We start from the raw sequence: 283 nt of genomic DNA, 5'->3' as shown, positions 1-283 counted from the left end.
CCAACCCGTAAGGGAGGGAGCTGTCGAAGGTGGGACTGGCGATTGGGACGAAGTCGTAACAAGGTAGCCGTACCGGAAGGTGCGGCTGGATCACCTCCTTTCTAAGGAGCATATAGCCGACTGCGATCGAATGAATCGCACGGTTGCTCATGGGTGGAACGTTGATTATTTGGCACGGTCTTCCGAATGGAATCACGAGTACTGCTTCGGCGTGGAAAGTGAGTCACTGACGGGGATCGTGCCTGGCACGTTGTTGGGTATCTGAGGGTACGGCCGTAAGGTC

General features: G+C 55.8%; 1 rRNA gene. It reads left to right on the top strand.

Annotated elements, in window-relative coordinates:
• Positions 1-101 (top strand): 16S ribosomal RNA (locus tag ACEPPI_RS40885); the annotation flags it as partial.
• Between the last annotated feature and the right edge of the window lie 182 nt (positions 102-283).

The organism is Streptomyces sp. AB3(2024) (assembly GCF_041862025.1).
GTDB lineage: Bacteria > Actinomycetota > Actinomycetes > Streptomycetales > Streptomycetaceae > Streptomyces.
This window is presented reverse-complemented; position numbering and strand designations above follow the sequence as displayed.